Source organism: Alteromonas sp. ALT199 (assembly GCF_018619335.1).
Classification (GTDB): domain Bacteria; phylum Pseudomonadota; class Gammaproteobacteria; order Enterobacterales; family Alteromonadaceae; genus Alteromonas.
This window is the reverse complement of sequence record NZ_JAHHDX010000160.1, coordinates 1-4,032: the sequence shown is the minus strand read 5'-3', so window position 1 is coordinate 4,032 and position 4,032 is coordinate 1. Positions and strand designations below refer to the sequence as shown.

General features: G+C 43.7%; 2 protein-coding genes. One reads left to right on the top strand and one right to left on the bottom strand.

Features of this window, described 5'->3' with window-relative positions:
• Window positions 1-166: 166 nt before the first annotated feature.
• Window positions 167-1,144 (top strand): LacI family DNA-binding transcriptional regulator, encoded by a 978-nt coding sequence (locus KL866_RS18280; protein ID WP_025255715.1) that lies wholly within the window; start codon window positions 167-169, stop codon window positions 1,142-1,144.
• A gap of 95 nt (window positions 1,145-1,239) precedes the next feature.
• Here KL866_RS18280 and KL866_RS18275 read toward each other — a convergent pair.
• Window positions 1,240-4,032: TonB-dependent receptor (locus KL866_RS18275; protein ID WP_214996342.1), on the bottom strand; the 2,793-nt coding region annotated here is incomplete at its 5' end.

Below are 4,032 nucleotides of genomic sequence, written 5' to 3'. Positions count from 1 at the left end.
TGTTTAAACCATCTTCTACGCCATTGTTGTATTAACTTAATGGAAGAGCGTTGAGCCTCCGTCACGCCACTGACATGTAAACTCGTAATCAAAATTGTTTAGATGAGTTTGGGTGCAAACAAGGGTTTGAATTAACTACAGCTGATGCTTTTTGAGGAATGTATTTATGATAACCCAGCCCGTAACCATAAAAGATATCGCAAGGCTAGCAAATGTATCCATCGCTACCGTATCTCGTGTTATCAATGAGAACGGGAAGGTCAAAGGCTCGACCAAAACGAAAATACAACAACTTATAGATAACTTAAATTTCAAGCCTAATACCTACGCTAGAGACCTTGTAAAAAGTCGTACCTCGTCTATGGGTATTATTTACCCTCATTTTTCTTTCGACTGCCATGAATTTAATGGCTTAAGTCATTGCAATACTGGCGCCCCACTTCCAGCGTACCTTGCTCAAACGGCGCAAACTGAGAGTGAAGAAAAAGCATGCATAGAGGAATTAGATGCAATTGGCTGTCCAGGCATTGTTTTGTGTCACTCTCGAAGTACTTCACAGAAGTTGAATAGTTGGGTGAAAAAAATGCCCCATCTTTTTTGTATAGACCGTCAGCTGCTGTCATCCCCGTTTCAAAGCGTTAATTTTAACCACTTAGATGCAGGTATACTTCAAGCCAAAGAAGCCCTTAAAAGTGGTGGAAAATTTGGAGTTGTCGTTTATTCCGCAAGTTTAAATAATGCCAGTGCCCAAAGGTTCTCGGGCATCATTGGTATGCTGAGTAACTACAAAGGAACGTTGGAGATTGAAACTCTCTCTTTAGCAAAATGTGACATAGACAGCGCTTATGATTTAGCTATGCAAAATGACCGCCTATTTAAACGAGCAGATTTCATAATTGCCGAAAATGATTTTGCAGCCTATGGCATAGTCAATGCGTTTAAAACTATGGAAATCAGAGTTCCGCATGAGGTAACTGTTGTTGGTTTCGGCAACCATATGATATCTACGTTGTGTTATCCAAAACTAACTACGATTCAATATCCGTTTAACCAAATGCTTAACGAGATAGTGTATCGAATCGAAAGGCGAAAAATACGTACCCACGATTTTCGTCCGACGATAGTCAAACGTCAGTCTAGCTGAATATCAATTTACGAAAAGTAATTTTCGTAACATTGTCGCTTTACGAACATAAAAAAAGCACCTCAAATGAGGTGCTTTTTCAATTTCTAGCGTCTTTAGAACGTGGCCCTTGCTCCAAGAACGTAACGCGCACCTGGATCTTCTATGCCACCAAAACGGCTCTCGAACCTGCCTGAGCGTTTAACGAATGAGTCGGTCAAATTAGTGCCTTCAACAAAAACTTGGTAGGTTTCATTGATGTTCCATGCTACTCGCACATCAAGTTGATCGAAGTCATTGGTAAATATCGGTTCAGCACCTTGTCGGCCGCTAAAGAAACGATCTCTTTTGTTGTAGGCTATTCGACCTTCGATTTCACCGTCATCGTAGAACAATACAAAGTTTTGAGAATCGCTAAGGCCTGGTAGTGCTACCGCGGCATCAATCAACTCGTTCCCTACCTCATCATCAGAACTTACGTAAGTTAAGTTAGCGCTAACCCCTACGTATTGAAGTAAGCCTGGCAATGTGTCGAAAACATGTTGGAAAGCGATTTCCACACCGTCGACCACTGTGGAATTCAAATTACGAGGGCGATTAATGTTTAAAAATATAGTGTCGCCATCTATGTTGCTTCTATCCTCTGTTACTTCGTCTAAACGATTACCTGCCGGCAACGTGAGACCTTCTAACTGCTCTTGTTGTGCAATAAATGCAGATACATCCTTTCTAAAGAAGCCGACGCTTACTGCAGATGTTTCACCGAAGTAATACTCTAAAGACAGGTCAATATTGTCAGACACAAATGGGTCTAAGTCTGGGTTACCTGATGAACCAGATAAGTCAGATAGTCTTAGCTCTGGTGCCGTGTTAATGCCTGGATTCAAGTCCGCCAAATTAGGTCGTGTCAAAGATTGCGAGTACGACGCCCGTGCTACGAGCTCGTCAGTAATGTTTAAACGCGCAGCAATTGAAGGTAGAAATTCGTTATAGTCTTCAGTTTGCTGAATAAACTGTGCAGGCAATCGCGTACTCAACAACACATCTGGACGAGTTGGGTCAGGAAATATTGTCGCAAACGGTTCTGCAAATGCTTCAGATGTCGTTTCTGTTTGCGTATAGCGGAAGCCTACGTTCACTGTTAGCCCCATATCCGCGATTTCTCCGGAAAGCTTAGCATTGACGTAAGCGGCCAAGGTTTCCTCACCGATGATGAATGCATTACGAGGAACGTCAATGGCATTAAAGCCGACGCCACCGTCAGCGCGTGGGTTTGAAGGGTCGAAACCTAAACGAGCAGCAGTTGTTCCTAGTGGAAGTCCGTTTAGCATATCGCGCATTTCCATAGCTGCAGGTGATTCTAGATACGCAATAACTTCTTCTGGATCATAGGCTAGGTATTGCGAAGGAAGATTTACATCGATACCGTCAAGGAAGCTACTGTTATTTTCTAGTGAAAATAGCTCTGCAGGTAACGGGATCTGCCCTTGAAGATAGGCATTATTAATCCCCCCACCACCGCCAGGCGTCCGTGCGTCAGAACGCGTTTTCTCTTGGTCGCCATAGTAAGCGCCAAAAGTGACACTTTCTAGAACGCCAGTATCCACATACCACTCAAAATCACTCCGAAGCTCTAGTACTTCATCAGTACTACCCTGTCCTTCGCGCGTACCGAACCAAGAATAGGTATCGTTCGGATTGGGCGCAGTGATTTCATCCCCTACAACGCGATCGAGGTTGTTTATTTGTCCGTCGCCATTCAAATCTGTGCTTGCAAGTTCAAACTCAAAGTTTTGAAATACCGGTGCATCAAAGCCTCCAGTATTATCATATCGCTGAACTGCTTGTGGGCCTGCTACAACGAAGAAAAAGTCGTCACCCGCTGAATCGTCTTCAGCCTCTGAATAGGAGACATCAAATGTAGCAACTAAATCATCAGTGATATCCCACTCTAAGTTTGCACCTATTTGATATACCTGAGACGTTCGATTATCTTCAACCGCCGCTTGGAACGGACGACCAATTTGATCCCAAGCAACAAGAATATTGTTTTCGTCAGTTATCGCATTGTTGTATGTAGCGCGCTCGTTAAACATAAAATTGTGAGTGGTTTGATTCGTAATATCAAACTCACTAAATAAGCCGTCTATAGTTAACAAAGCGTTATCAGCTAACTGATATTGAAGCACTGCCGTTGCACCAATGCGTTCACGGTCTTGAAATTGTCTCGCATAGCGAATTTGTTGTTGATGAAGATAACGACCCGCACCATTCCCCTCGCCGTCAGCAAAAAGTACAGAAGCTTGCTCTTCGTTTATTTCTGGGCCAACAAATACGCCAGAAAAAACAGCATCCTGCGCTGACTTGCGTTTTTGATATGAAAGCGAGAATAAAGCCCCTAATTTATCGTCATCGAATGTATTGCTGTAAAGACCGAAGAACTGTGGCGCTACATCACCGGAGTTATCTTCATACACCGCACGGGTGCTTAGTACGGTTTTCTCTTCGCCAATGCTTAACGGACGCTGAAGCTGTAAATCGATGGTAGAGCCTATGCCACCCGCTTGAAGATGTGATGGTGCCGACTTATAAACGTCAGCGCCGCCAATTAGCTCAGCGCCGAGCAGGTCGAAACGAAAGTTTCTGCCAGCAGTATCAGTAGCAAGACGACGTCCCTGCACTAACACCGAGTTGAAACTAGGCCCAAAGCCTCGCACGGTAACCTGTGCTCCTTCACCGCCCGCTCTATCTATAGATACACCTGGTATACGCTGTAGTGATTCAGCTACGTTTGTATCGGGAAACTTACCAATGTCCTCTGCAACGATGCTATCTAATACTTCATCACTGTTCTTTTTCTTATTTAAGCTCTGGCTAAGGCTTGCTCTTATACCTTTTACTTCAATAAC